This is a genomic window from Candidatus Babeliales bacterium (assembly GCA_019749895.1).
Taxonomy (GTDB): Bacteria; Babelota; Babeliae; order Babelales; family RVW-14; genus AaIE-18.
On the sequence record JAIEPG010000006.1, the window covers coordinates 1 to 25,981 of the forward strand.

At 42.3% G+C, this 25,981-nt stretch carries 24 protein-coding genes; 6 read left to right on the forward strand and 18 right to left on the reverse strand.

Translation table 11 applies throughout. From position 1 onward, the window contains the following. Positions 1-197 precede the first annotated feature (197 nt). Complete coding sequence (locus K2W90_05360; GenBank protein MBY0353766.1) at positions 198-1,502, forward strand: hypothetical protein; 1,305 nt, start codon at positions 198-200, stop codon at positions 1,500-1,502. Positions 1,503-1,572: 70 nt separating this feature from the next. On the opposite strand, the gene K2W90_05365 is transcribed toward K2W90_05360, so the two are convergent. The 14 genes from K2W90_05365 to K2W90_05430 form a co-directional block, all read right to left on the reverse strand. After that, positions 1,573-2,439 carry a zinc metalloprotease HtpX gene (locus tag K2W90_05365; protein MBY0353767.1) on the reverse strand — a complete coding sequence of 289 codons (867 nt, stop codon included), beginning with the start codon at positions 2,437-2,439 and terminating at the stop codon, positions 1,573-1,575. A gap of 58 nt (positions 2,440-2,497) precedes the next feature. Beyond that, positions 2,498-3,475, reverse strand: coding sequence for a phosphotransferase (locus K2W90_05370; GenBank protein MBY0353768.1), 978 nt, complete (start codon positions 3,473-3,475; stop codon positions 2,498-2,500). A 12-nt stretch (positions 3,476-3,487) separates the two neighbouring features. Beyond that, positions 3,488-4,390, reverse strand: a complete 903-nt coding sequence (locus tag K2W90_05375; protein MBY0353769.1) for an Rpn family recombination-promoting nuclease/putative transposase — start codon at positions 4,388-4,390, stop codon at positions 3,488-3,490. Between the two features lie 15 nt (positions 4,391-4,405). Then, entirely contained in the window at positions 4,406-4,894 is a 489-nt protein-coding gene (locus tag K2W90_05380) for a MerR family transcriptional regulator (GenBank protein ID MBY0353770.1), read from the reverse strand. Positions 4,895-4,925: 31 nt separating this feature from the next. Then, complete coding sequence (gene lepA, locus K2W90_05385; GenBank protein MBY0353771.1) at positions 4,926-6,764, reverse strand: translation elongation factor 4; 1,839 nt, start codon at positions 6,762-6,764, stop codon at positions 4,926-4,928. Positions 6,765-6,766: 2 nt separating this feature from the next. Beyond that, entirely contained in the window at positions 6,767-8,491 is a 1,725-nt protein-coding gene (gene argS / locus K2W90_05390; GenBank protein ID MBY0353772.1) for an arginine--tRNA ligase, read from the reverse strand. Between the two features lie 100 nt (positions 8,492-8,591). Further along, the gene (locus tag K2W90_05395) at positions 8,592-9,965 is read right to left on the reverse strand and encodes a hypothetical protein (protein MBY0353773.1); all 1,374 of its coding nucleotides are present in this window, start codon (positions 9,963-9,965) and stop codon (positions 8,592-8,594) included. A 232-nt stretch (positions 9,966-10,197) separates the two neighbouring features. Next, on the reverse strand, positions 10,198-10,755 hold the full coding sequence (ssb, locus tag K2W90_05400; protein ID MBY0353774.1) for a single-stranded DNA-binding protein: 558 nt from the start codon (positions 10,753-10,755) through the stop codon (positions 10,198-10,200). Positions 10,756-10,830: 75 nt separating this feature from the next. Then, on the reverse strand, positions 10,831-11,928 hold the full coding sequence (gene lpxB / locus K2W90_05405) for a lipid-A-disaccharide synthase (protein MBY0353775.1): 1,098 nt from the start codon (positions 11,926-11,928) through the stop codon (positions 10,831-10,833). Further along, positions 11,925-12,572 (reverse strand): hypothetical protein, encoded by a 648-nt coding sequence (locus K2W90_05410; protein ID MBY0353776.1) that lies wholly within the window; start codon positions 12,570-12,572, stop codon positions 11,925-11,927. The genes lpxB and K2W90_05410 overlap by 4 nt, the downstream gene beginning before the upstream one ends. Before the next feature lie 175 nt (positions 12,573-12,747). Continuing rightward, the gene (locus tag K2W90_05415) at positions 12,748-14,160 is read right to left on the reverse strand and encodes a hypothetical protein (GenBank protein ID MBY0353777.1); all 1,413 of its coding nucleotides are present in this window, start codon (positions 14,158-14,160) and stop codon (positions 12,748-12,750) included. A gap of 85 nt (positions 14,161-14,245) precedes the next feature. Then, positions 14,246-14,659: a hypothetical protein gene (locus tag K2W90_05420; protein ID MBY0353778.1), complete on the reverse strand. Its 414-nt coding sequence runs from the start codon at positions 14,657-14,659 to the stop codon at positions 14,246-14,248. Between the two features lie 156 nt (positions 14,660-14,815). Further along, the gene (locus K2W90_05425) at positions 14,816-15,436 is read right to left on the reverse strand and encodes a CDP-alcohol phosphatidyltransferase family protein (GenBank protein MBY0353779.1); all 621 of its coding nucleotides are present in this window, start codon (positions 15,434-15,436) and stop codon (positions 14,816-14,818) included. Between the two features lie 9 nt (positions 15,437-15,445). Continuing rightward, a complete protein-coding gene (locus K2W90_05430) occupies positions 15,446-16,636 on the reverse strand; it encodes an HD domain-containing protein (protein MBY0353780.1) in 1,191 nt (396 codons plus the stop codon). 206 nt (positions 16,637-16,842) lie between these two features. Between K2W90_05430 and K2W90_05435 the strand changes: the two genes are divergently transcribed. Then, positions 16,843-17,517 carry a queuosine precursor transporter gene (locus K2W90_05435; GenBank protein MBY0353781.1) on the forward strand — a complete coding sequence of 225 codons (675 nt, stop codon included), beginning with the start codon at positions 16,843-16,845 and terminating at the stop codon, positions 17,515-17,517. Beyond that, complete coding sequence (locus K2W90_05440) at positions 17,504-18,634, forward strand: tRNA-guanosine(34) transglycosylase (GenBank protein ID MBY0353782.1); 1,131 nt, start codon at positions 17,504-17,506, stop codon at positions 18,632-18,634. Before K2W90_05435 ends, K2W90_05440 begins: the two co-directional genes overlap by 14 nt. Here the strand turns inward: K2W90_05440 and murB are convergent. After that, positions 18,579-19,559, reverse strand: a complete 981-nt coding sequence (gene murB, locus K2W90_05445) for a UDP-N-acetylmuramate dehydrogenase (protein MBY0353783.1) — start codon at positions 19,557-19,559, stop codon at positions 18,579-18,581. The two genes, K2W90_05440 and murB, sit on opposite strands and share 56 nt — an antisense overlap. A gap of 223 nt (positions 19,560-19,782) precedes the next feature. On the opposite strand from murB, the gene K2W90_05450 reads away from it, so the two are divergent. The 3 genes from K2W90_05450 (at position 19,783) to K2W90_05460 (ending at position 21,700) form a co-directional block, all read left to right on the forward strand. After that, entirely contained in the window at positions 19,783-20,415 is a 633-nt protein-coding gene (locus K2W90_05450; protein MBY0353784.1) for a hypothetical protein, read from the forward strand. Continuing rightward, the gene (locus K2W90_05455; GenBank protein ID MBY0353785.1) at positions 20,408-21,016 is read left to right on the forward strand and encodes a hypothetical protein; all 609 of its coding nucleotides are present in this window, start codon (positions 20,408-20,410) and stop codon (positions 21,014-21,016) included. The genes K2W90_05450 and K2W90_05455 overlap by 8 nt, the downstream gene beginning before the upstream one ends. A 159-nt stretch (positions 21,017-21,175) precedes the next feature. Then, entirely contained in the window at positions 21,176-21,700 is a 525-nt protein-coding gene (locus tag K2W90_05460; protein ID MBY0353786.1) for a hypothetical protein, read from the forward strand. A gap of 55 nt (positions 21,701-21,755) precedes the next feature. Here K2W90_05460 and K2W90_05465 read toward each other — a convergent pair whose 3' ends face one another. From K2W90_05465 to gyrA, 3 genes are all read right to left on the reverse strand, one after another. Then, the gene (locus K2W90_05465) at positions 21,756-22,379 is read right to left on the reverse strand and encodes a Maf family protein (GenBank protein MBY0353787.1); all 624 of its coding nucleotides are present in this window, start codon (positions 22,377-22,379) and stop codon (positions 21,756-21,758) included. 19 nt (positions 22,380-22,398) lie between these two features. After that, complete coding sequence (gene dprA, locus K2W90_05470) at positions 22,399-23,616, reverse strand: DNA-processing protein DprA (protein ID MBY0353788.1); 1,218 nt, start codon at positions 23,614-23,616, stop codon at positions 22,399-22,401. A gap of 34 nt (positions 23,617-23,650) precedes the next feature. Then, a partial coding sequence (gyrA, locus tag K2W90_05475) for a DNA gyrase subunit A (protein ID MBY0353789.1) occupies positions 23,651-25,981 on the reverse strand: 2,331 nt, incomplete at its 5' end.

Below are 25,981 nucleotides of genomic sequence, written 5' to 3' on the forward strand. Positions count from 1 at the left end.
CACCAACGGGCACACCACCAACGGGCACACCACCAACGGGCACACCACCAACGGGCACACCACCAACGGGCACACCAAAAAAAGGCAAAAAAAGTTTGAAACAACTAAAGAAAGGGCTCAAAGCTCTTAAAACCAAACTTGCAGCGCTAGCTCAAGAGCTTAATAAAATTAAATAACCTTAAAAAAGGGGTTCTGCTATGACAATAAAAACCATACTTCGTCTCTTATTTCTCGCGTGCGCTCTTACTTCTCTTGATGGGATTTTAAGCGCTAGCATACCGCCACCACCACCGCCACCGCCACCTCCAGGCTTGATACCGCCTCCGCCTGGCGGCGGGGGAGGATCTCCTGCAGCAACACGTCGGGCTGCAACATCTGCTGAAGAAGTACCAAATAGCAAAGAACGCTTAGCGTACTTAAAAGAAGTTGAAAAATTGGGCTGGAGATTTCTTACCGCAGCAGAAAAAACTGAACTTACAGATCTTAAAGTAGCAGAAGCAAACGGCACGTTAGGAGCTGCTCCAGTGGGAGGAACGGGCGGACCTGGAGATGGCTCAGCAACAAAAACAAGACAACCTACCCCTACCACAGCAGGCGAAGAAAGCCCAACGCGCCTTGCATTCTTGGAAAGCTTGCCACTCGTAGGAACTGATGGAATTACTGCCGGGGAACTTAGCGAAAAAGCTAAACTAATACTACTAAAAAAAGCAGGCTGGCCAAAAATATCAACCGGACCTCGACCAACTAGTCCTTTACCAGCTCCAGATATTACATCTGATGAATTTGCTTTAATGGTTTATGCGATAAGCAAGGGTGCCGAGAGCATTGCTCCAGGAAAAAGAATCAACATCAATGACTGCCTTGAACCTGAACATGTAAATAATTTGATACTAATTTTACTCAAACATCTTCATGCCGACAGCAATCCTTTTGATGGTCAAAAAAAAGATATCTCAGCACTGCTTGGAGAAACAAAAGTAGAAATTACACTCGATAAAAACACTATGAAAATAGTAAAGGATTTCATAACCGTTAAAAATAAAAAGCCAGAACTTCCTGAATACCCAGGCAGATACACACTGAAACAAGTAGAAAATTTAAAAGACACCAACGTACCAGTCGCTGGGCCAGGAACTGGTGGAGGCAGCGGGCCTAGAGTTGGTAGCGGCACCCCAGGCACAGAAACAGCTGCACAAAAGAACGAACGACTGGCAACTGAACTTAGGGCATTGTTTGATGTTGTAGAAGGGAAAATAGGCGTCAACACAACATCACTTGCATCTTCAGCAGGAGGCAAACAAACTATAAATGCTCAAGCTAAATCATTCAAAGATACATTGGTTGATAGTCGAAAAGCACCTAAGGGAGCCTTAGACATATTCTTTACCACAAAAGTTGATACTGATAATAAAAAATTGATAAAAATTTGGCTGAATGTTTTTGTAGAAAACAATATAGACAAAAGGACTCTAGAAAATATAATTACAACCTACCTACCATAACCCTCAAAAATAATTCAGGGCCCCGGTTTCTCGGGGCCCTTCTTTTTTCTCTTATCTCAAACCTATTTCTTTATCTCATTCCCGCCATCTTGCGCAACCGCTCAATCCTCTTTTCCATTGGCGGATGTGTAGAAAACAAACTCATCATGCCTTTGCCAGAAAACGGATAGACAATAAACAAGCTTGCCGACGCTGCTTGCGCTGGCGAACTGGGCTGCGTGCGACTGTGCTTGCCGGCATCATGCAACTTTTCTAGCGCTGAAGCAAGTGCAAGTGGGTCGTGGCAATGATGCGCGCCCGATTCGTCTGCTTGGTACTCACGAGCACGTGAGACGGCCAACTGAATGAGCATGGCGGCAAACGGCATCACAATTGCAACCACGAGTGCTGCCAAACCGTTTGAGCGACTGTCGCGGTCATTACGGCCGTAGCCAAAAATTACCGCCCACTGCAACATGTTGGCAAGATAGCCAATGGCAGTGGCAATAGTTGCGGCAATGGTGCCAATTAAAATATCGCGATTTTTAATGTGAGAAAGTTCATGCGCCAGCACGCCACGCAATTCATTTTCGTCCAAAAGATCTAAAATGCCCTGCGTTACCGCGACTGATGCATGCTGCGGATTGCGGCCGGTTGCAAACGCATTGGCCATGCTGGTTGGCAAATACCACAACTTTGGCATGGGCATGTTGGCATTGTCGCACAAGTCTTGAACCATGTCGTAAATATACTGAAAGCGTTCTTGGTCAAGCGGCTTGGCGCCGTACATTGCCAATACAATTTTGTCTGAGTAAAAATAAGTTACAAAGTTTAACAACAATGAAAAGATGAACGCAAAAAGAACGCCGTTGTTGCCACCAATCCAATGGCCCATGAGCAACATAAGCCCACTCAAGCCTGCTAAAAGCGCGGCGGTTTTAATCGAGTTTAAAAACATATGAAGTACCTTTCGTTTAATTTTATCGGCAGTTTATCGGTAATTTATCGGCACCTTTTTATGGTTTCATGCCTTCGCGCACCATAATCAGCCCTGAGCGTAATTTTTCTTTTGGATCTTCCAGCGCCACCGCTTTTGATCCCAATAACTGCAAAAATTTTAGATATGGAATCAAATCTGGCGTACTCTGCCAAAGCTGGGCAGGCACTTTACACAAAAACTCCATGCCATAAAAAATTAATGCAATCCTTTTAAACAGTTGTAATTTTGCCATTTCAGCATCGGTTGGTTGACGGTGCAAATATAACGTTAACAATTGTTTTTCTGCCTCAGCCGAGTAACAATAAAAAATAGCAACTTGTGCGATATCAATATACGGATCATCCATGCCAAATGAATCATAATCAACGGCAAAAAACTGCCCTTTTGAAAAGATCAAGTTACCTGGATTCATATCGCGATGACATGGCTTAGATGCTAAATTTTGAGAAACTTTTTGTACTAACTTTTCAAGATAAGTTTGTACTGCTGACAGTTCAAGCAGCGTTTGTTTCACGCCCTTGAGCTTGTTAATGGCAGCATACGTAAGATCCCAAAGGCTGCCAGAACTTTCTATGCGAGGGCTTTGGTGAATTTTGTTAAGTAAAATTACCAAATCATTAAGAATATTTTTTTTGTCTGGTTGCTCTGGTTCAAGATAATCCATAACAACCGCACCCTGCTCAACATTGTCCCAATAAATCTTGGGCCCGTAACCGCTCGTTGCCGCTGCTTTTTGAGCCCTAATAAGTTTGGGAATTTGGTCGCTTGATAAGTGATCGAAGAAACGAACAACGTACTGGTCGGTACCTTTGCTTGCAAGAAAAATTGGCGCGCCCGAAAGACCGCCTTTTAAGATGTTAACCTGCCAATTTTGGCTAGATCCAAAAGCATTTTCTAGCGCAGCAAGTACTTTGTTATCAGTTTGTTGAACATGGCTTTTTTGTCCACATGCCGATAACACTAACAACGCGATGCTTAACAATATTTTTTTCATATTTTTTTGTCGTTAAAATTCAGCCATTGTACCATAGCTTTGATTTTTTAATTTCTTAATCTCATCAACTGGCAACGACGTCATATCTGCTATTGTTTCGACATCAAAGCCTTTGGAAAGCATTTTTCTTGCTGTTTCAAGTTGCCGTTCTCTGCTTCCTTTTTCGATCCCTTGCTGCCTTGCTCTTTTTGCGTATTCTTCTGCATTCATAGCCAAATAATCGTTTGTTTCTCGCGAGTGAGATTCAATTAACTTTCTTTCATACAAAGATTGTTCTGAATCGGACAAGGTGATTTGATTAAGCAACTGGCAGGCCTCGCCAAATTCTGCTTGCTTGAGTGGCTCTGGAATGTGATTATAAAAACCAATTTCTTTGAGCAAAAATAACCACTTATCTTCGTTGGTTACCAACTCATGCTCTTTTTTGTTAAATTTAGGCAACTCAATAAAAACAAACGTCAAATCATCTAAATCATGCTCATACGTCTTGCTGTCAACAAGATAGTGAATGGATTTATGATTGCGTTTGTTGGGAAACACTTCAAATTGTTTGGTAATGGCAACCACCGTTACGGGATTCAAATCATCATACGGCATCGCTTTGCCCAGCTGGTTGGTGTACGTTTTTGCGCCATAATAAACAATGCGACTGCCAAACGCCCTCATCCAGGCATTTTGCATTTCGATAATAAACTTGCGCCCGCTACGATCAGTACAAAAAATATCCAAGATATTTTCTTTTTTTTCCGCGCTCACCGGCAACTGTTCATTATTCAAGAATTGAATAGTTTCAATGCGCCGATCATCGGTATACTCAAGCATGGTGTTGAGAAATGAGATAGTAACGCGTTTATGGTCTTCTGAACCAAACAGCTTTTTAAACGCTAAATCAATTTTGGGATCAAGAAACTTCATGATATTTTTCCTGCATTAATCTTGGTCGTACTCAATTTCCCAGTCATCAACTTTGGCTTTTTTATTCTTTTCTTCAACCGGCTTTTCAGGCTGCTCAACAATCTCAATTGATTGCTGGCGCTCAGTCAAACGCAAATTTTCTTGCTTCATGTCCAACAACCGCTGGGCCTGCTGCTTGGCATCACTTTTGTACGCGGTTGTTTGCTCTTCAAGCTGGCCTTGCGCCTCATCAAATAACTTGTTAACGTTGCCCTGCAACTTGGTAATCTTTTTTTGCAGCTTTAAAATAATTTCTACACCGGCCAAGTTAACGCCCATTTTGTGCGTCAAATTGATAATCTCTTCCAGGCGCTCAATATCTTCTTCGGCAAAAAGTCGCGTGTTGCCAGACGACCGTTTAGGCGTTAGTAAGCCCTCTTTTTCGTACATCCGAATAGTTTGCTGATGCACCGAAAACATTTCTGCAACAACGGAGATGGAATAAAAGCCCTTCTTTTTCTTCATCGGGACCTCATCTTCATAAAGTTTCCCCTTTTTATTTATTAGCTTCACTTTCAAGAATGGTTAAGAACGCTTCTTGTGGCAACTCAACGTTACCAACCTGCTTCATCTTCTTTTTACCTTCTTTTTGCTTTTCAAGCAACTTGCGTTTACGCGTTATATCGCCGCCATAACATTTTGCGGTAACGTTTTTGCGCAACGCAGAAACAGATTCACGTGCAATAATTTTAGCGCCAATGGCCGCTTGAATTGCAACGTCAAACATTTGGCGCGGGATAACGGTTTTTAACTTGGCAGTCAACTGACGACCAACATAAAACGCTTTATCGTTATGCACAATCAATGAAAGCGCGTCAACCGGCTTGCCGTTGAGCAACACGTTCATCTTGACCAAATCAGCTGATTGGTAGCCCGCTTCTTCATAATCAAAGCTTGCATAGCCAGCACTCAGCGATTTTAATTTGTCGTAAAAGTCGGTAACAATTTCGTTAAGCGGCATGCTGTAGGTTAGCACCAAACGGTTTTCGTCCAAATACGTCATCGCTTTTTGCTCACCACGACGGTCTTGGCATAGCTTTAAAACGCCGCCCAAATAATCTTTTGGCGTAATAATGGTTGCCTTGATCATGGGCTCTAAAATATCTTGAATTTTTACTTCTTCAGGAAATTTTGACGGGTTGTCGATAACCGCTTCTTCACCGTTGGTTAGCACCACGCGATACGAAACGGTTGGCGAAGTAGCAATAATAGTAACATTGTGCTCTTGCTCAAGACGCTGCTTAAAAACGTCCATGTGCAGCAAGCCCAAGAAGCCACAACGAAACCCAATCCCCAGCGCTGCCGAGCTTTCTTTTTCAACATGCACACTTGGATCGTTGAGCGTTAATTTTTCAATAGCGTCACGCACCAACTCAAATTCTGATGTTTCAACCGGATAAATACCGGCAAACACCATCGACTTTGCTGGCTTAAAGCCGGGCAATGGCGTGACCGGATATTTTTTGTGAAAGAAGGTATCACCAATCCGCGCTTCTTTAACCGTTTTCATACCACTGATCAAATAGCCCACCTGGCCGGTATAAAGCGCCGGCATTGGCAGAGGGTTTGGGTACATCAGGCCAAGATCAAGTACTTCGTATGCTTGGCCGGTGTGCGCAGCAACAATAGTATCGCCCTTGCGAATACAACCGTCCAACACTTCAATCAAGCAGACAACACCACGATATTCGTCGTACCACGAGTCGAACAACAATCCTTTGAAATGCTTGTTTTCATCCCCAGCTGGTGGCTTAATACGGTTGATAATAGCAGGGAAAAGCTGCTCAATATTGAGCCCGGTCTTTGCCGAAATCAACACCGTTTCGTCCCACTGCAAGTCAAAAACTTTTGCCATTTCTTTGCTCACACGCTCAGGGTCGGCCGCTTGCATATCAATTTTGTTGATAACCGGAATAATGGAAAGATCGGCATCAAACGCCAAAAAGAAGTTGGCCATGGTTTGCGCTTGCACGCCCTGCACCGCGTCAACCAGCAAGAGCGCACCTTGGCACGCTGCCAGCGAACGCGAAACTTCATAACTAAAGTCTACGTGGCCTGGCGTGTCGATCAAGTTAAGCAAATAAACTTCGCCCTGATATTCATAAAAAAGCGAGGCCGTTTGTGCTTTTACCGTAATACCACGCTCTTTTTCAACCTGCAACTTATCAAGCACTTGTTCGTGCTTAATGCGGTCAGAAATGGTGCCGGTAACTTCAAGCAAGCGGTCGGCAAGCGTTGACTTGCCGTGGTCGATATGCGCAATAATAGAAAAGTTGCGAATATTTTTTGTTTTAAAATTTTCGAGATTAAACGAAGGAAGCGTACGAATATCCATAATTACATCTTCTCTGGTCGGCTTACGCCAAGGAGTGTCAAACAAGTGTGCAACGTGTTACGAACAAGAACAGCCAAGAACAACCGCATGTTGGTTACTTCTGGATTGTCTGTATCAATGATGCGATTGTTGGTATAAAAATTATGAAACTTGTTTGCAAGTTCCCACGAATAATACGCCAACAAATGCGTTTGGTAGCTCTGCTCGATAGTTTTTAAAATATCTTGCAGCGAAACTATTTTTTTCAAAAGTTCATTTTCTGCCGGGCCTGCGTGCGCAAAAACATGATGCAATGCATCAGCTTTGCAGGCACTTTCCTGGCCCAGGCTACAATTTTTAAGTTGCTGAGCAAAACTGGCAAAGGCCGGCTCAAGAGCTGCTTTTTCTAAAACACTCATAATGCGCACATACGCATACTGAATGTAGAACACCGGGTTTTCATTGCTCTTTTTCAACGCAATACTTAAATCAAGCTCAAGATGCGCTTCAGCTTTGCGATTCAAATAAAAGAAACGCGCAACGTCCGTACCTACGGCATCAACCACATCGCGCAGCGTGGTAAAGCTGCCCGAGCGCTTAGACATTTTGACGGCTTCTTCGCCTTTTTTAATGCTCACCAGTTGGTACAAAATAACATCAAGTTTGTCGGCCGGATACCCAAGCGCCTGCATGGTCGCTTTTAAACGCATAACGTAGCCATGGTGATCTTGGCCAAAAATGTTAATCAAGTGGTCATAACCACGTTCAAATTTGTTTTGGTGGTAGGCAACGTCACCGGCAATGTAGGTCATTTCGCCGGTAGATTTTTTAACAACACGATCTTTTTCATCGCCAAATTCTGTTGACTTGAACCACAGCGCACCATCTTGTTCATAAGCCAGACCGGCTTTTTTAAGCTTTTTGAGTGCTGCATCAACCGAACCGTTGTCGTGCAATTTCTTTTCAGAGAACCATTCGTCAAATTTTATGCCGTACAGCAACAAGTCTTCTTTAATAATTTGGAGCAGATGGTTTTTTGCATACTCTTCAAAGAATTCGTCGTCTTTAAGTACAACGTCTTCACCAAATTCTTGCAAACATTCCTGCGCAATATCATTAATGTACTCGCCCTGATACGCGCCCTCTGGCAAATCTTCAGGCATACCAAGTTGCTGTTTGCAACGCACTTGCAACGTTTGGCCAAGTAATTTTATTTGGTTGCCGGCATCGTTGATATAATATTCGCGATGAACCGTGTGACCAAGAAACGAAAGCGCATTAGCCAGCACGTCGCCAATAATCCCACCGCGGCCAGTGCCAAGATGTGGCGGACCGGTAGGGTTTGCGCTTACGTACTCAATAAGATATTTTTTAAGCGGCTCGCCCTCGAGTTTAAAAAATTCGGTTGGAGCGGCAAGAAGCTGGGCAGCAACCAGCTCCCACATTTTTTGCTTGAAGGCAAAGTTTAAAAAGCCAGGACCAGCAATAGTAATGCTCTCTAAATATTCAGCCAGTAAACCTTGCTTAACTTCCTGAAGTTCTTGTTGCAACCGTTGAGCCAGCTGGCGTGGGTTTTGTTGCAATGCGCGTGCCAACACCATGGCCGCATTACAGCTCATATCGCCAAAAGTAGCATCTTTGTCTACGTTAAGTGTGACTTCTAGTGATGCAGACTGGGCGGGGCTGAGGCTAAAAGATTTTTGAATAGCCGCAATAATTTCTTTTTTTAACGTCTTAATTATATTCATTGAGTACTCTGGTTACGCAAAAATTTTGGGTACTAAACAGTAATTGTTCCCATTTTAGCAGGGATTAAGAATATTGAAAAGAACAGAAAGTAGCGCAACCCTAGAATGTCCAGCCTAGTCGAAGCGAAGCAGTACCACCAACCATGTTAATGGCAAAGGAACGCTTGCTCTCACTACGAATTGGCAAAGCAAATTCAAAGGCAATCACCGGACCCCAGTCATTACCAGGAACATGAACTTTAACATCGTATTCTGCCCAGAAATGCACCGCATGTGCCTGCCAACCTTTCCAGCGCTGATCGGCATTGATTATATCATTTTTAGAAATATAGAAAGGTTGTGGCATACGTGCTGCTTGCTGATCAGCGTAAGTTTTTAGAAATTTTTCATCTTCAAGATGCACACGTGCTTTATCTTGATGCGTATACGAATAACCAACTAACGCCGAAAAACCTTGAAAAATTTTTTCAACTTTCACATAGCCAGAAAGATGCCACAAATTTGCATAGTCAACTTCTGTGTGCGCTTTACCAAGCATTGCAAAACCAGACTGATTTGCATCAGTTTTTAAACGAACGTCTCGATGATCTTGAAAAAAAATAGTAGCTCCACCATTAATACCAACTGCTAATTTTTCTAACACACCAAGCTCAGCACTGGCACGCGCATCAATTGCCCATAAACTATTGTAGCCCAACGGAATGGCAATTAAGGTATCTTCTTTTTTGCGCGAAGCCACAGGAATCAGACCACCAATTTGCACCGAGCCCCGTAAATATTTGAGATCTTTATTGAAAAGCGTGGTGCTAGCACCTTCCCAACCGGCAGCAACTAAAATTTCTGGCACGGTAGTCAAACTGAATTGATCGTTAATGTCGGTAAAACCGTTTTCTTTTAAGATTGCTGGCAACTCCATGGTAATAAAATCTTCAACATTTTTGCCATTAACTGCGGCTGCACCCAAATTTTTATGCGTAATATTATACAATTTTACATGTCGAATGGGCGCATGCGCCATGAAATAAAGCCCAGAAAAAATTGATTGTTTAAACGTAAGACCAACTTGATACGTATTAATTTTACCGTTGTACACTACCTTGCCATTAGGACTGTCTGTATTTGGAATGGCAAAACCATTAAACTGCGGGGCAGGATCTCCCATTGCTTCAAGGCTAGGATCTCTCCACAATGGATACGTCAACGCACCAGGGTTTTCAACATACAAACCCAAACGCGCAATATCTACCGCACCATAAATACCCAACAGCTCTTCACGCGAACCATCACCATTGCGCGCAGCACTACCGCTACCCGTCATATAACTAATGCTCAAATTTGATGCTTTGTCGCGCACCAGCCAGTCTGGGGTACCTTGAAACAGGGGTGCTCGATAAAATACCGGCAGATCGATTGCTGCCAGCGACGTTGTTGCAAAAAGGCCAAAAACACATGCTTTTAATAAAAGTTTCTTCATAACTGCCAACCTTGTATCTACGTAAACTTAATCAAAAAACGAAGCCCTCAACTCACTGGCCAGCTTAACAACATTGCATGATAAATGCTAACCTTGATTTCTTTTTTCAACAAGCACCGACCAAAAAAAAGGGGGCAAAACGCCCCCACATTTCATCAAGAATCTTTTTGTTACAAATTATAACGACGCACTCTCCACAGTAGCGCAGCTATAATTTAGTATTAGACTTTTTTTAGAATGGCAGATCGTCTTCAAATGGTTTTTCGTCACTGAAAGCAATTTCGCCACTGTTGGTAGGTTGCGCATCAAGCGTTGCTTTTGGTTTCGCTGCTCTTTTTGGTGCTACTTCTTTTGCTGGCTCAAATTGTTCGTCAAAACTTACTTTGCTGGTGCTCACGTTGGTTGCCACAGCGCCCATGCCTTCAGCATCGTAATCGCCCTCTTCAGCTTGTGGTGATGCAGCTGCCAAGAACGTTACGCGGTCAGCAACTATTGAATGTTTGCTGCGCTTGTTACCATCTTGATCTTGCCATGAATCAAGCTTTAAACGACCTTCAACCAAAACGGCACGGCCTTTTTGCAGGTACTGATTGCAGCTTTCTGCTTGTGCGCCCCACACGTCGATATCAACAAAGCAAACTTCTTGCACCATGGTGCCCGTTTGTTTGTTTTTGAATTGACGATTTGATGCCAAACCAAAACGGCAAACGCCTTGACCTGAACCAACTTGTTTGTATTCAGGATCGCGCGTCAGGTTGCCCATCATGATAATACGATTATAACTTGCCATAATTTTTACCTTTCAAATCAATTATTTTTTACCAAAACCAGAACGATGTTACCACAAATTCCAGCAAACACAACGTCAGCTTTGTGGTGGCGTAAGCTGTGCGCGCAACGCAGTAAAAAGTTGATCGTGCTGCGGATGCGCATAATTTGAGCGCACTGACTTTTTGTACAAATGTGCTGCATACTGCGCAATCACCGCCGGTTGGCAGTCTTGCTGAATAAACTCTTTGCACACTACATCAGTGCTCAACAAATTTGGCAACGCCATATTCTTAATGTTAACAACCATGCGGCCCAGCCAGTAGCTCAACCACGAAATTTTAAAGAGCACAACCGTGGGAATATTTAAGAGCGCAAGCTCAAGCGTGATAGTCCCTGGTTTGCTGATTGCCAAGCTGCATGAGCTCAATGCAGCCAAACTTTGGGCCCCTGAAACAATTTCAACACGATACTGATAGTTTCTGAGCGCTGAGGTTGCAAGCGCACAGCGCACCTCGTTGATATCAAGCGATTCTGCCTGCGGAATTACAAACTTGAGCTCAGGAAACTCTTGCGCCAAGCGCGCGGCCACATCGGCAACCACCGGAAATAACGTTGCCAACTCACTTGGTCGCGAACCAGCAATCAAGGCAACTTTGGGCTGCTTGGTGCGCATATTTTCAAAATACGGCTGCACGCGGTCGTAAACCGGACAACCCAGCCATTCTGCCTGCACGCCACGCGCTCCGTACCACGCCACTTCAAACGGATACAGTACTATCACACGGTCACAATACTGCCGAATTGTTTTTATGCGCCAGGCGCCCCAGCACCACAACTGCGGCGGCGAGAGGTAGGTAATTTTTACATCAGGACAGCGCTTTTTTAATGCTTGTGCTAACCGCAGATTAAAGCCAGGAAAATCAACGAGCACGACTTCGTCAAAATTTTGTTCAATAATATGATTAGCCAATTTTTTTAGAAACGAAAGAAGACGGCGCAAGTGCCGCACTATTTCTACAATGCCAACCACATTCAAGGCCTCAAACCGTTCATACAAATGCGCGCCTGCCTGCTGCAAGTAATTACCACCCACGGCCTCCAGATAAACGTCACGCTCGCTCAAGCGATTAACATACCAAGCACCGGTTTTATCGCCAGAAAGTTCGCCAGCAACTATAAAGATTTTTTTCATAATTTTTTCAAACACCCATCAGTAGAAAATTGCGTACGCACTTCTTTCAATAAACAAACGTCGTTATTAACTGCCTTGCCAAGACGCTCGGCCAACATTTTGTGCCCAACAGCATCAACATCTTTTTGCATCTCTTCATGAATTTTTTGTACATTTTGAACACGACTAGCCAAATTTTTGTGCAACTGCTCAATGACTGTTACGCTGGCCCTCAACAAAGTGCGGCTTGCTGATTTAAAAGGCGCTTGGTTTTCGATAAGATTTTCAACAACAGCAGAAAGTTTATTTTGCAACGTTGCATTTTCAATAAGCAACGTGCCAATAGCACCATGCAATTTTGACGAAATCTCAAGCGATGCATGAACGTCTTTTTTACTTTTTATCTGGTCGCGCACACTGACACACAAACGAGCCAAGCGCTGCTGCACTGCACCAATGGTGCAACCCAGCGATGTTGTTTGCTTAAATGCCCGACGCGTAAAATCTCCCAAACGCTCTTTGAGAGCATTTTTTGACATACCACTTAACTCTTTAGATGGTTCCTCTTTTTTTATAACAAATTCTTGAGGCGCATCAGCAGAGTAAACGTTCATAACTAATGTTAAAAAAAATGCTACTACACTAACTATTTTTTTTATCTTCATGATTCATAACCCCTTCACAAACACAAAAACTAAATCTTTACTTGCAGCAGCATAAAAGAAAGAAAAAACAAAGCAAGCTTTGACTGCATGATAGCTGTTGTACACAGACAAAAAAAGAGAGGACCGCGCTGTACGCAACCCTCTCTTTTTTTGTTTTTATTAAAAACTTAAGAACTTACAAAGCTGGGGATTCATAACCTTCGTCATGACCTAATTCGTCGCTGCCGCTATGATTTACTTCGCTATCACTGTGCTCTGAAGAACTTGGAGAAGTTGGTTCAGAATCAGATGATGACGAAGCATCTGATGACGAAGCTGATTCTGAATCACTTTCAAAAACATCATTGCGTGGCATTTCATCGTTAAGAGTTTTTGCCATATCTGACGCTTGCTTCACACGCAAAGCTTCATCAGCCAATGTTTTTGCGCGCTCTTTCTTTCTGTTTTCTTCAAGCTTTGCACGCTCAGTTGCTTGCTTGGTAGTTCTTGGCGCACGCTTTGATTGTTCCGGCAACTTTGATAGCACTTTTTTTGCTGGAATGCCTTGAGCTGTTCCACCAATTGTTTGGGTAATATTGCTTGGATCAATCATGTATTCTTCAGCTTCTTCTAATGAGCCAAATGTTTTCTCCTGCCTTACTGTCACATCACCAACGGTGATTTCTACACGCACATTACCCAGTGGTGGTTGTTCACTATCAGATCCGCTGCCAATCTCTTCTCTTTCTGGTGATTGAGGAGCTGTGCTTGATGATGAAGATGGAGAAAGGGGCGCAAATTGAACACGCTTAACAGGACCAGGAATTGAACTACTTGTTGAACCATCAGATGTAGCTGTTGAATCAGAGGTACTGCTTGATGAACCTTCTGGGCTCAACGAAAATGGAATTTGATTTAATTGCCCTTCTGAAAAAGAACGTGTTCTTGATTGTTCTGGAGCACCTGGCGCTGTTTTTGAACTACTTGAGCTACTGATAGGCGTTGAGTTTGAGCTCTTGCTTGGTATATCTTGTTCTTCGTCAGAGGTAGACTCATTCTCGTTGTCAGAGGTAGAATCTAACAAACTACGGCTTCTAGAACTGCGCAAACCTTGATTGTCTGGATTGTTTGCTGGCTCTAAATCTGCAAAATCTGAATCTTCGCCTGATTCACTGTTAAAATCATCTTCAAAATCAGTATCATCTTCTGATACAGGTTCATCTTTTTTGTCGTCTTCTTTCTTTTCGTCTTTCTTTTCGTCGTCTTTTTTCTCGTCTTCTTTATTGAGAAGATGAATTATTCCCCACACAACACCGCCAACCACCAGTGTTGATACCACACCCGCAGCAAAATACATCATGCGTTCTTGGTTTTCTTGTGTTGTTTTTAACTTCATAACAGGTTCAAGCGCCGCTTTGCTTTCTTCAACCTGCGCCAAAACGTCATTCAAAATTTGCTCATCAGAAAAACCAGCTTTACGTTGAAGTTCAACAAACAATTCTGCTTGCTTAAGAACGGCAACCATTTCTTGCTCAGGCAAGAGCGCTGCGTGCGATACAACGTTCAAACCAAAAGTCAACGTTAAAACGAGACCTATAAATCTTTTCATATAAAAAACCCTCAAAAAAATTCTCGCCTCATTACAAAAAAGGCACACAACAATTGTGTGCCTTTAATTTTTAAATCAGAATAAATTACTTAGCTTCATCGCTAGGTTTGTCGGCTGGCTTATCACCAGATTTGTCCCCAGATTTGTCATCTTCTGCTTTATCAAAAAAGAACTTTTTGACAAGAAAAACTACTGCGGCAACAGCCAAGGTAGCACCAGCACCAGCTACAAAATAAATACCTTTTTCTTTGTTTCTCAAACCAGCAAAGCCATGAGCGGCTATTTCTTGCACATCACTGGTAACTTGTTCAACAATTTCTTGCTCAGTCAAACCAGCATCTTCCATTTCTTTAACATTTTCTTTGATTTGTTCAACAAGGGCTTCAACCAAAACTACTTCTTCTTGCGTAAGAACATCAGCTTGATCAATAGTATCAGCATTCACAACTGAACAAACAAGACCAAAAGAAAAAACTAAGGCCATCAATTTCTTTGACATAAACATCTCCCTACAAATTATACATACTCACAACAAAATGTACTTATTCTCAAATGATATTTTTTTATTTTCTAGTCTAAAGAATTATGAATTGAGATAGAGTATGATAACTTTTTCTAAAAAATCAACTCGTGATCAATTGCAAACAACAAAAATTTATATCTTGTCATTATCACTTCTTGAAAAACCGCATAAATAACTCATGCCAATGCGCATGTACTGCACCAAAGAAAGAGCAGAAAAAAGCGCAAGTAAAACAACAACAGCCATATACGTTTTTGCTGGTGCCCACTGCAAAAAGTAGCAGATAAAAATCCATGCAATGAAAAGTAGCTGAAACAAGGTTGTTAATTTTCCCCAAATAGTTGGCTCAATATGAAAACGTGCGTTAGTACGAATTAAAATAAACGTACCAACCAAAATAATGAGCTCGCGCACACAAAAGAGCACAACAAACCACGCAGGAATATAAAATGACGGCGTTGCAAGAAAAGCCAAAGAACCCAAGCAACATAACAAAAAAAACTTATCGGCGATTGGATCTAAAATTTCGCCCAACGCCGTTTTTTCATTAAACAACCGTGCACAATAACCATCCAACACATCACTGACCGATGCAAGCACAAAAATGAAAAATGTTACGTACCAAGCCTGATAAAAAACACCCAACGCAACCACGGGCGCTAACACAATACGCAAGAAGGTTAACGTGTTAGACACGTTAACCCATCGGCGATCTTGATATATTTTTGAGAGAAGCGAGTGACTTTTTTTCATAAAAAAACTTTAAGCGGCGTGCTTTTCATCGTCTTCATGCTTGCCTTGAGCTGCATAACCAACAAGTTTTATGGCCCAGCCCTGAGCCATAACCTGACGCACCTGAGCGTACTCGTGAGCATAAGTCTTGTCAATCTCAGTTAAGCGCTTAAACCCATCATGATCTTTAACAAGCGGGTTTACACCCCGAAACTTAGAAGAAATCAAATAGTCATAACCATCTTCTTTGCTACTCACTTCATACGACGTTTTGTATGTTCTTATCTTTCTTACCGCACGCTTGATTACTGAATCATCTGCGTGCACCAGCTTGTCCCACACCACATCGTCAGTAGAAAAATGAAAATCATCTTTGGTCAGCAAACCAATGTCCATAGCTCGTTGTAGCGCCTGCACGGTCCAGGTATTAATTAAAAAGTTTTCAGGACCACCCCAAGAATGTTGCGTAAGATAAAGCGGTATACGAGAAAAAAGACGTGCAATTTTTGGCGTATTAAAAAACCAATGACCATCGTTAAAAGCAAGATCATTCAAGATAACTTGAACATCGTGCTCGTCAATAATGCCCAACAAAACACCTTCTCGCAAATTATACTCAATGCGATCGGCGCACAGGTCTGGCAAGCATTGCTCAAGAGCCACATGAGCACCACTTTTGTGCATAATATCATTCAAATTCATGCCATGTTTTGCCAAAATTGCAGGAATGGTACCCTGCGTTAAATACCATTCATGAATGGTATCTTGATAAGAATCTTTTGAACCTTCAGTATTAAACATAAAATCTGCAACGTGCGAAAAGACTGTATGCGAAGCATCGTGCAACAAGCCAGCAATCTGCTCTTCAACACCAGCACCAAAGCGGCGTAAAAGTGCCCAAACACCAAGACAATGGTCGTAACGCGAATACTGCTTCATGCCTTTAACAATTTGCGGCACCCCAAATTGGTTAACCTTCTTAATCCGCTGCATAACCGGACTTTCTAGAATTTCTAGAATAACCGGTTCGTTAACCGTAAAAGTGCCATACGGCGTTTGCACATCTTGAGGAGTAAACGCCTGGTTTTGAGCTGTGTCTTGACCATTTTTTACCTGCGACATACAGCGCTCCATGATTTTTTTATGTGATGCCATACCCCACGTTATGACCAGTGTAGCGGCACTAATCAGCAAAAATCTACCTTTTATACGATTATTCATAAAAACTCCTTGTTGAATAAACCCAATGTTATAGAATATTTTTTTCTATTTGAAAGACAAATTGCAACCGTCGAACGATATTACTTCTGTTTGATTAAAATAAATAATTATGTTATATAATTATAGATACTTTGTATCAAGAGAACCATAACCAACGCCATTAGTTTTGCTCAACAAAATACCATAATTCTAAAGAAAGACCTACAATGAATGAGGTTATTTTTTTTGCACACACTTTGCTCATGAGCCTTTTTACCCTTGCCGCACTCAAACTTGGCAAAGAAGCGCTGATATCTTTTATTTGTTTGCAAAGCATTTTGGCAAATCTTTTTGTTACCAAACAAATGACGCTGTTTGGCTTTGATGTTACCTGCAGCGATGTTTATATGGTCGGCGCACTGTTTGGTCTGAACCTGCTTCAAGAATTTTTTGGTAAAAAGTATGTTTACTCAACAATTGCCATCAGCTTTTTTATTGTCATATTTTATTTGATTATGACGCAACTGCACCTTGCCTACCTACCAAACAGTTACGATTCCATGCAGCCACACTTTGCAGCCCTGCTAAACTTTATGCCACGCATTATTATTGCTTCAATTGTTACCTACGTTTTGGTACAACTTTTAGACACACAGCTTTATAGCGCACTCAAACTACTTTTCAAAGGCCGCTATCCATTTTTACGTAATCTTATTTCGCTCAGCTGCAGTCAATCAATTGATACTGTCATGTTTAGTTTCTTGGGGCTTTATGGACTAGTTGGCTCTATAACCCACGTTATTGTGGTAAGTCTTGCTATCAAAATAATTGCCATCACCCTGACCTCTCCCTTTACCACCGTTGCCCACCGGCTCATGAGGAATAATAATGCCCTTCTTTAAATTTGAAATTATTCATCAATCAAAAAAATCACGTGCACGCGTTGGTCGCTTACACACACCGCACGGCATTATTGACACGCCAAACTTTGTGGGTGTTGGCACGAATGGCACACTCAAAGCCTTAGACAACAAAACTGTTCATGAAATTGGTTTGCAATTAATGTTTTGCAATACCTACCACCTTATGCTGCAACCCGGCACCGAAATTATTAAGCAAGCCGGCGGTATTCACCAGTTTGCCAATCGCACCATGCCCATTATTACCGACTCGGGCGGGTTTCAAGTTTTTAGCCTTGCCTACGGCGGCGTTGCAAGCGAAATTAAAAGCAAAGGCACTAAAAAGCGCGACGGCAGCGTTTTAAAAATCACTGAAGATGGTGTTACCTTCAGATCATACCGCGATGGACAAAAAATATTGCTCACACCAGAACGCTCCATTCAAGCGCAAAAAGATATTGGCGCCGACATTATGATCAGCTTTGATGAGCTACCACCCTACCACATTTCACCACGCAAACTCAAAGAGTCGTTTGAACGCACGCACCGCTGGGAAGAACGCTCACTCAACGAACATTTAAAAAATGTAAACAACCAGGCATTGTACGCCGTTATTCACGGCGGCATTGACCCTGAACTAAGAAAAAAAAGTTGTGAAATTTTAACCAACATGCCTTTTGATGGTTACTCAATTGGCGGTAGCGTGGGCAAAAATTTACCAGAAATGATTGTCATGCTCCAGGCAACCATGCCGCACCTGCCACCAGACAAGCCCAACCACCTGCTGGGTATTGGCGATATTGCATCGCTTGAAGCCTCAATACCGCTGGGCATAGACACGTTCGACAGCTCACACCCAACCAAGGCTGCTCGGCATGGTTTGCTGTTTACCAAAAAAGGAACCGTGCGCATTGTTAAAAGCGGCAACGCTTCACAACTCAGACCCATTGAAGATGACTGCGCCTGCTTTACCTGCCAAAACTACACACTGGCTTACTTATGCCATCTTTTCAAAGCAAATGAACTGACAGCATTTACGCTGGCAACAATACACAATCTTCACTTTATGGTGCAGTTGATGAAAAATTATCGCGAGCAGATTTTACGTGATCAGGTTTAAGCAGCGGATAATCGCTAAAACCAAGAAACTGACACTCAGGTTCAATCAACACCCCAAAGCTTTCAAAAACACGCATTTGCATAGTGCGCGCAAGCATTATTACATCGTTTGAACTAGCACCCTCGTGCGTTACCAGCATATTAGCATGTTGATATGAAACAACAGCACCGCCAACCTGCAAAGCACCCTTTACACCAATTTTGTCCAAATAATAAGCAACAAACGGAACCCGCTTACCAGCAATAAGTGGCAGCGGCTCGTCATCACGAAAGTTGCGGAAAAAACTACCACAGGTACGCGCGAGCGGATAGCGCTTGGCACGGTGCCGCACAATCTCATCACGCCGGCCTTTGTGGTACCAGGCCTGTTCAAAACTTACCGGGCTCAGTTTAAACGTTGCTTCAACCAAATAGTAATCACCACGTTGAAGCGCCGACTCGTTGTACCCAAACCCAAACCATGTTTTATCAACCACTTCAAGAGCACCGGTTGTGCGATTGATAACGTGAGCCCTCACTAAAAAATCACTGAGTAAATACTCAAAATAATGAATGTTAATGTACACACACCCACCAATTGAACCAGGGATGCCACTAAAATCTTCAAGTCCATGCAGCCCTTGGTCCAATGCCGCATCAATAACTTCTTGCATGCCAAGGCCCGCTCCGGCCGTTACCAAGCCCTGTTCCCGATCAATAATCAAATGGTTAATGCGCGGTTGAATCACCAGACCCGTGATACCCTGATCACTAATTAAAACGTTGGCGCCCTGCCCCAAAAGCGTTACGCGCAGTTGCTCCTGACTGGCAAAGGCCAGCGCTTGCGTAAACTCACCTGCCGTTGTGGGCTGGGCAAAATACTGAGCAGGGCCACCCGTTTGAAACCAATTTTTATCGTTCAATGGAACGTTGTGCATAATCTTCATTTTAAAAGTCCCTACCGCTAGAAATAGTGTTGATTTGGGGGATAGTATGGCAGATTTTTGTCATTCGTCTAATATTTCTAACAAAAAATTATTTTCAGATAATCACTTATTTAACACAAGTAATTGCCAATTTTAAATAAATTATTGCCATATAGAAATTAATACTGTTACCATGAAGTTAGGTTGGATAGAGTTTTTAACAGTAATTTTCAAGGAAAACAGTATGAAAACCATAAAAATTTCATTTTTAATCATTCTTTGCCTTACCACGTTAGCCCAAGCAAAAGAGCAAACTGGCAAACACATTAAAGAGGCACCCTACATACAACGCCAAGAGTTTAATAAACTCAGAGGTGTTGCTATTGCGCAAAATGACTTGTCAACGCAAATCACATTCGACTTTTCACAGCCAATTTATTTCAAGCAAAAGCTCAATCAAACTAATCGCGAACTAAAATTGTGGTTTCCCGGCATGAACTTAAAAAACTTCAATATTCAACAGGTTTTAGACAAAATTAACCAACTCAAAACTGCAGGGCTTATAGAAAAAATAGAAATTAACGAAAAAAATAAATCAATCCCAAATGTTATGCTAACACTAACATTTAGCAAATATCGAACCAATACAACAACAAACAAATCTGAGCAAGAACCAGCACAAGTTCAAAATAAACTTTTGATAAAATGGAGCCAAACAGAAGAACCAAACCAACTCATTCTAGATATATTTTCAGTTGAATCACTTGAAAAAATCAAGCAAAAAAATTCAGTCTTATTGCGTGCCAGTCGCACAAACCATGCGATAGAAAGATCTATGCCCAGTTGCCAAGCCTGGCGCCCTACGCATCATGCTTAATGCATGTTGCACCACAAAAACAGTTAATCAAAATGTCAGGCAAAATATCAGCGCTCGTTTAGCGGCCAACGCTCAAACACTTCTTACACAAGCTGGTTTCAAAGTTTTTTTGGCGCGCCAAGCTGGCCAGGTTATTTCACTACCTGAGCACTTGCTCTTGGCGCAGCAGTTTAATGCTCAAATTTTGATTATCTTGGCCCTTGCACATCAAAAAAATAAAACAGTACACAAAACTAACGTTACCACAAGCTATAACGCAGGACCTGCTCCCTCACGCTCTCATCAGGGCTTTTTAATGCTGAATATGCCCAACTGCGACTATTTGTCATTATTTAAAACTACGCCCCGCTTTACCCATAATTCTTGCCAAGAGCTGGCAGCCGTGATACACAAAAATATTGTTCATACGTTTCGAAACTACCCAAAACTCACGCATGAATGCAACGTACTCCCGCTTGATACAACGCAAAAAACTCCCTTCACGGTACACATTTCACTCACTTTTCATGACAAGCAGGAAACTTTTTTTATGACAGAAAAAGAGCAAGCGACTATTGCGCATGGGCTAGCACAAGCATTTCGGCAATATTTTGCGCACTAATCAAAAGCGTAAATACTGTTAAACCAAAGAAAAATCGCTTAAAAATGATTCTTTTCTTTTAAATTTATTCAAAAATAATTTATACTGTGACTCGATAGGAAGAGTTCCTGTTATTCGACATAAAACACATACGCGCTAAACATTTTAGAAAGGATGACCATGAATACAAGCCTTTCTCTGTCGTTCGAGCTCATTTATCTCATAGGCTGGCTCTTAAAAAATGAAAAGCAAATGCTCAACACGTTAATCAAAAACGCTATTAAAAAAGGGCTCGGGCAAGATCTCAATGCAATCAACCCCCAAGACCATTCCAAAGTCAACGAGCAGCTCTACAACACGCTCATAGATTTTTTGAACTTTATGGAAGATTCGCTCCTGAACAATATGGACGAGTTGCAAGTTGATACCAAAACCGAAAAGGCAATGCTTGCCGCGTTGCGCAAAGTAGACCTTGATGCACTCGATGTTAATGCTGTCAGAACAAGCATGCAACAAACAAAAGAAGAGCTGTCAGCAAAAAATGTATCTACGCTTGACGTTGCAAGCGATATTGATCAATCAACCACGCTTGAACAAAACGAATCTGATGACATTGAGTTTGATAACAACGAGAAAGCTGCCACAATCTTGCTCAAAAATATTATCAAAAACTGGAAGCCTTCGCTCAACGAATTAATCAACTAGAAAAATTAGTGTCTTAGAAAGTAAAAATGGGCAGCGTCAAAGCTGCCTTTTTTCATTAAAACGTAAACCCCATTTTTTTAAGCGCTTGGCGCAATTCAAAAAGAGGTAGGCCTTTAACTGCAGAATATGAACCGTTAATTGATTTAAGAAAATTATCGCCAAAACCTTCAATAATACCGGCCCCACACGCTTGCAAAGCACGTGGCATTTTTTCGAAATACCAATCTTGCAAATCTTGATCAACATAAAATTCGATTACCGCTGACGTAGTCCACGAAATTTCTTGGTCAACGTCCCATGTTCCCGCACGTACTACTTTTTTGTGCAAACAACAAGCAGTAACCACTTCAACCGGCTCCTCGCGCATCAACGCCAACATACGCTTGGCATCTGCCAAATTTTCTGGCTTACCTAAAATATGACGACTTTGTGGCGTAAAAACGAGTGAATCTGCGGTAAGCACAAAGCATCTGCCACCATCTTGTTGCGGCGCTGGAAGCACAACCGCATTCATTTTGTCGTGTGCAATAGACATAACATAGCCATGAAAATCATGCTCACGCGGCACCACACACTCATTGCTGGTGTGCTCAATAGTTTTATAATGAATGCCAGAATAATCTAGCAATTGACGGCGAGAAAATGATTGTGAGGCTAAATAAAGCGTATCGCGTTTCATAACATACTCTTTCAAATTTTTATGCAGCTTGCCATGTGCCCGAAAAGTTTTGTTTTACTTTACCTGCTAAATGTAATTCAAACAATTTATCATTCATCTGGTCCAATGAAAAGCCGGTAGACATGCACAACTCGTCAAGCGTACGCGGTTCTTGCAAGCAAACCAAAATTGGATCGAGCGGAATGGCCAGCTCACTAATTTTTTCTACAGCTTTTTCTATTGTTTTTTGAATCTGCTTTGGCTCGTTAGTGACACGCTTTGCCGGTGCTACAACAACAGGCACTGGTTGCGGGCCATAACCAAACTCTTCAAAAATTGCTTGCGCATTGTGCACACTTTTAGCACCTTGCGCAAGAAGCTTGTGGCAACCAAAACTCAACTCACTAAAAATTGAACCGGGCACTGCAAAAACTTGGCGACCTTGCTCAAGCGCAAAATTGGCCGTAATAAGTGCTCCGCTTTTTTCAGCCGCTTGCACCACCACACAGCCTTGTGACAATCCGGCAATAATGCGATTGCGTGCAGGAAAATGCCCACGTTCGGGAGCAGAACGCAGCGGAAATGGCGAAACAAGCGCTCCGTCACGCTCACAAACTTGTTCAAACAACGGTTCATTTTGTTCTGGATACAAATCGAGCAAGCCCGAACCTAAAACCACAATAGTCTTACCACCATGCACGAGCGTTTCATGATGCACCATGGTATCAATACCCAACGCACCACCGCTCACCGTTTCAAAACCAGCCCCCACAAGTGGCGGTACCAACAAAGAAACAGCACGTTGGCCATACGAATCTGCTAAGCGCGCCCCAACAAACGCAATGCGCGGCGTTACTGGTTCGTCTAACTTTCCACGCACATACAAAGCAGTTGGCGGCACGTGAATGTGACGTAATAAACTTGGATATTCTTTGTCAAACAGCGTAATCAAACGAATGTCTGTTTTTTCAAGCGCATGCAATTCTTTTTCAAGCAACGTTTTATCTGCAAGGCCATCGCACAAACCTTGCGCTGCTTTTTCGCTTAAACCCATGTTCAAAAAATCTTCATACGTTAAAGCATAAAGACTTTCTAAATCAAGATTGCTTGTTGGCAAGTGATCAATAAAATCGTCACACCACTGGTCTGGTTTTTGCTGTTGCATTAAATAAGAAAGTATTTTTAAAATTACTACTGGGCCTATCCCAAATAGTAAAAGCAGGTGCAAAAGCACCTGCCTATTTTTTTCATGAATCAATGTCTGCCCCCGCACCCTACATTAAAAGAAATCGTTAATTGATTTCTTCATCGTCCTCGTCTTCATCCTCATCGAGTTCATCTTCATCTTCAAGTTCTTCTTCTTCCTCAGGCTCTTCCATGAAGTCTTCTTCTTCAAGCATATCATCTTCTTCCATCAAGTCTTCTGCTGCTGGCTCGCCAATTGGTGATACCTGAGCTGAACCTTCTGGTGAAGCTGGTGGAGTAGCATCCCCTTCTTCAATTTCATCTTCATGCGGCTCAAAAGCAAGAAGTGCTGAGAGATTTTGTCCTGCATCCAAACGCACCAGACGAACGCCCTTGGCCTGACGGCCCATGGTACGAACTTCTTGTGGGGAAAGACGAATCACTTTACCGTTAGTATCAATCAAGAGCAAATCAGAGTGGTCAGTAATACTTACCAAACCAATTACCGTACCGTTACGACCGCCGGTTGGAATAGTTCTTACACCAACACCACCACGATGCGCAACACGGAAATCAGCAACTTTAACGCGCTTACCATAACCCATTGATGTTGCAAACAAGACAGCACCTTCAGCATGAATAATAACCATACCAACAACAAAATCGTTCTTGCGCAAGTTAATACCACGCACACCTGCTGCTTGGCGGCCCATAGCACGTACTTCAGTTTCTTTGAAGTGAATACCTTGACCATTGTTAGTTGCAATAATAATTGAATCGTTACCATTACTCATACCGCAAAACGCCAGCTCATCGCCTTCGTTCAGGTTAAGCGCACGGATACCGGTACTACGCACCTTAACAAATGACATCGCATCGGTTTTCTTAATTTTACCTTGCTTGGTTACCATGACAATAAACTTGTCTTTCATGTCTCTGGTACACAGCAATTTAACTACTTTTTCTTCAGGCGGCAGATTAAGCACGTTAACAATAGCACGACCACGCGAGGTACGAGAACCTTCTGGCACTTGGAATACCGTCATGCTAAACAGACGACCCGTGTTGGTAAAGAACAACAACTCGTCATGGGTTTGCGTAACATATGCATCTTCCATCACGTCGTCGGCATCGGTCAAGTCGGCCATGCCTTTCTTACCTTTACCACCACGATGTTGTACGGCATACAGCGACAACGGCACACGTTTAATGTATCCCTTGCGCGTCAACGTTACTACAACGTCTTCGTCTGGAATTAAATCCGCTTCGCTTAAAATATCAATTGCAGGACCAATCTTGGTTCTGCGTTCATCGCCATACTGCTTCTTGATAATTTCAAGCTCTTCAGCAATTTCTTTTTTCAAAACAACTTCGTCACTTAAAATCAGTTCTAACTTAGTAATAAGCTTATGCAGCTCGCTAATTTCTTGATGAATCTTGTCTTGCTCAAGACCGGTCAAACGTTGCAAGCGCATTTCAAGAATCGCTTTAGACTGTTCTTCGCTCAACTTAAAGTTTTGGTTAAGTAACTGCATTGCTTCTTGTGTTGTTTGTGCCGTTTTAATTAAAGCAACAACACTATCAATGTTTTCAAGAGCTAAAAGCAAACCAAGCAAAATATGCTCACGAGCTCTACTTTTAGCCAAGTCAAACTCAGTACGCTTGGTAATAATTTCTTTACGATAAAGCAAGAAATGGTCAAGTATTTCGCGTAACGTAAACAAAATTGGACGGTTTTGATAAAGCGCTAACAAGATAATAGACATTGAAGATTGCAAAGCCGTATGCTTATACAACTGATTCAAGGTCACTTGTGCGTTTTCGCCACGCTTAATTTCAATAACCACGCGAATACCGTTACGGTCAGATTCATCGCGAATATCTGAAATACTTTCAATAACTTTATTTTTAACCAAATCAGCAATTTTGGTAATCAAATCAGCTTTGTTAACTTGGTAAGGAATTTCTCTAATAATCAAAGCACTGCGGCGCTTGTCTTCTTCAACGTCAACCACACCACGCACAACCACGCGACCATGACCGGTACGATAGGCTTTAACAATACCAGCACGACCACAAATAATACCACCGGTTGGAAAGTCTGGCGCTGGAACAAGTTGAAGCAAACGATCTTCAGACATATCTGGATTGTTTAAAATTTCGATACACGCATCAACAATTTCGCGCATATTGTGTGGCGGCACTGAAGTGGCCATACCAACTGCAATACCAGTAGAACCATTAACCAGCAAACTTGGAATACGCGCTGGTAACAACGTTGGTTCTAAACGAGATTCGTCAAAGTTTGGCACAAATGGCACCGTTTCTTTTTCAATGTCTGCCAACATATCGCGCGCAATTTTTGCCATACGCACTTCGGTATAACGCATTGCCGCTGCGTTGTCACCGTCAACAGAACCCCAGTTACCTTGACCGTC

Excerpts from the sequence above, each read along its gene's own strand:
- K2W90_05360 (MBY0353766.1), top strand. The coding sequence starts at position 198 with ATGACAATAAAAACCATACTTCGTCTCTTATTTCTCGCGTGCGCTCTT.
- K2W90_05365 (MBY0353767.1), bottom strand. The coding sequence starts at position 2,439 with ATGTTTTTAAACTCGATTAAAACCGCCGCGCTTTTAGCAGGCTTGAGT.
- K2W90_05370 (MBY0353768.1), bottom strand. The coding sequence starts at position 3,475 with ATGAAAAAAATATTGTTAAGCATCGCGTTGTTAGTGTTATCGGCATGT.
- K2W90_05375 (MBY0353769.1), bottom strand. The coding sequence starts at position 4,390 with ATGAAGTTTCTTGATCCCAAAATTGATTTAGCGTTTAAAAAGCTGTTT.
- K2W90_05380 (MBY0353770.1), bottom strand. The coding sequence starts at position 4,894 with ATGAAGAAAAAGAAGGGCTTTTATTCCATCTCCGTTGTTGCAGAAATG.
- lepA (MBY0353771.1), bottom strand. The coding sequence starts at position 6,764 with ATGGATATTCGTACGCTTCCTTCGTTTAATCTCGAAAATTTTAAAACA.
- argS (MBY0353772.1), bottom strand. The coding sequence starts at position 8,491 with ATGAATATAATTAAGACGTTAAAAAAAGAAATTATTGCGGCTATTCAA.
- K2W90_05395 (MBY0353773.1), bottom strand. The coding sequence starts at position 9,965 with ATGAAGAAACTTTTATTAAAAGCATGTGTTTTTGGCCTTTTTGCAACA.
- ssb (MBY0353774.1), bottom strand. The coding sequence starts at position 10,755 with ATGGCAAGTTATAATCGTATTATCATGATGGGCAACCTGACGCGCGAT.
- lpxB (MBY0353775.1), bottom strand. The coding sequence starts at position 11,928 with ATGAAAAAAATCTTTATAGTTGCTGGCGAACTTTCTGGCGATAAAACC.
- K2W90_05410 (MBY0353776.1), bottom strand. The coding sequence starts at position 12,572 with ATGAAGATAAAAAAAATAGTTAGTGTAGTAGCATTTTTTTTAACATTA.
- K2W90_05415 (MBY0353777.1), bottom strand. The coding sequence starts at position 14,160 with ATGAAAAGATTTATAGGTCTCGTTTTAACGTTGACTTTTGGTTTGAAC.
- K2W90_05420 (MBY0353778.1), bottom strand. The coding sequence starts at position 14,659 with ATGTCAAAGAAATTGATGGCCTTAGTTTTTTCTTTTGGTCTTGTTTGT.
- K2W90_05425 (MBY0353779.1), bottom strand. The coding sequence starts at position 15,436 with ATGAAAAAAAGTCACTCGCTTCTCTCAAAAATATATCAAGATCGCCGA.
- K2W90_05430 (MBY0353780.1), bottom strand. The coding sequence starts at position 16,636 with ATGAATAATCGTATAAAAGGTAGATTTTTGCTGATTAGTGCCGCTACA.
- K2W90_05435 (MBY0353781.1), top strand. The coding sequence starts at position 16,843 with ATGAATGAGGTTATTTTTTTTGCACACACTTTGCTCATGAGCCTTTTT.
- K2W90_05440 (MBY0353782.1), top strand. The coding sequence starts at position 17,504 with ATGCCCTTCTTTAAATTTGAAATTATTCATCAATCAAAAAAATCACGT.
- murB (MBY0353783.1), bottom strand. The coding sequence starts at position 19,559 with ATGAAGATTATGCACAACGTTCCATTGAACGATAAAAATTGGTTTCAA.
- K2W90_05450 (MBY0353784.1), top strand. The coding sequence starts at position 19,783 with ATGAAAACCATAAAAATTTCATTTTTAATCATTCTTTGCCTTACCACG.
- K2W90_05455 (MBY0353785.1), top strand. The coding sequence starts at position 20,408 with ATGCTTAATGCATGTTGCACCACAAAAACAGTTAATCAAAATGTCAGG.
- K2W90_05460 (MBY0353786.1), top strand. The coding sequence starts at position 21,176 with ATGAATACAAGCCTTTCTCTGTCGTTCGAGCTCATTTATCTCATAGGC.
- K2W90_05465 (MBY0353787.1), bottom strand. The coding sequence starts at position 22,379 with ATGAAACGCGATACGCTTTATTTAGCCTCACAATCATTTTCTCGCCGT.